Below are 1,152 nucleotides of genomic sequence, written 5' to 3'. Positions count from 1 at the left end.
CCCTTCTCCTATGGGTATCGGCCTGGACGACGGGCTCAGGATGCCATCGCCGAGATTCACCACCTCACCCGCAAGCCGGGCGCCTACGAATGGGTCATCGAGGGCGACATCAAGGCTTGCTTCGACAACGTCGATCATCACGTCCTGATGGACCTGGTGGCCGAACGGCTCAAGGACCGCAAGGTCTTACGGCTGGTCAGCGCGTTCCTGCGTGCTGGGGTTGTCGAGATTCACGGTGGCCTGGAGGAGTCCTTGACGGGGACGCCGCAGGGAGGGGTCATCTCCCCGCTGCTGGCCAACATCTACCTGTCGGTCGTGGACCGGCATTTCGCACGGATCTGGGATCAGGAGATGAGTCCGCCATGGCGTCGGCAGTATCGACGCCGGACGGGTCGGCCAAACTACCGGCTGGTGCGCTACGCGGACGACTTCGTTGTGCTCGTGCACGGCACGAGGGAGGACGCCGAAACGCTCAAGGCGGAGATCAGCCGCCTACTGGCCCGCAGGCTGAAGATGACCCTCTCGGAGGAAAAGACCCACATCACCCACATCGACGGCGGTTTCGTCTTTCTCGGCTTCCACATCCAGGCGAAACGACGAGGAGACAGACGCCGCGTGGTGCTCACGATCCCGTCCAAGCAGGCCTTGGCGAACGTGATGCACAAGATCAAGAAACTGACGGGGAGGAACACCACCAGCTTCTCGCTGGCGGAGATACTCCGGCAGGTCAACCCGGTCTTACGGGGCTGGGCGGCCTACTTCCGCTACGGCGTGTCCAAGCGAACCTTCGCCTACCTTGGCTGGTATGCCTGGTGGCGGCTGCTCCACTGGATCCGCCGCAAGCACCCGCACCTGACCTGGAAACAGTTGCGGCGGCGCTACTACGGGGCCGACCGCATCACCGCAGGGGACTTGGTCCTCTACAACCCGGCGAAGATGAAGGTCGAACGCTACCGCTTCCGCTTCCGCGGAGCGCAGATCAGCACGCCCTACAACATCGACGAGGTGGACCCCGACGGAGCGCGCTTCCGCCGCACCCACCATGACGATATGGCGTTCGTCGGACAGGTCAGCGAATACCTCGCCTGACTCATCGGATCACGTGGAGAGCCGGATGCTCGGCCAACGGGCACGTCCGGTTCGGCGGGCGGG

General features: G+C 63.9%; 1 protein-coding gene. It reads left to right on the top strand.

Annotated features, from left to right (window positions below; translation table 11 throughout):
- Nucleotides 1-1,089 (top strand): reverse transcriptase domain-containing protein (locus B0I32_RS56220; RefSeq protein ID WP_106253704.1); only part of this gene is annotated, 1,089 nt, incomplete at its 5' end.
- Nucleotides 1,090-1,152 lie beyond the last annotated feature (63 nt).

The organism is Nonomuraea fuscirosea (genome assembly GCF_003001935.1).
Classification (GTDB): domain Bacteria; phylum Actinomycetota; class Actinomycetes; order Streptosporangiales; family Streptosporangiaceae; genus Nonomuraea; species Nonomuraea fuscirosea.
This window is presented reverse-complemented; position numbering and strand designations above follow the sequence as displayed.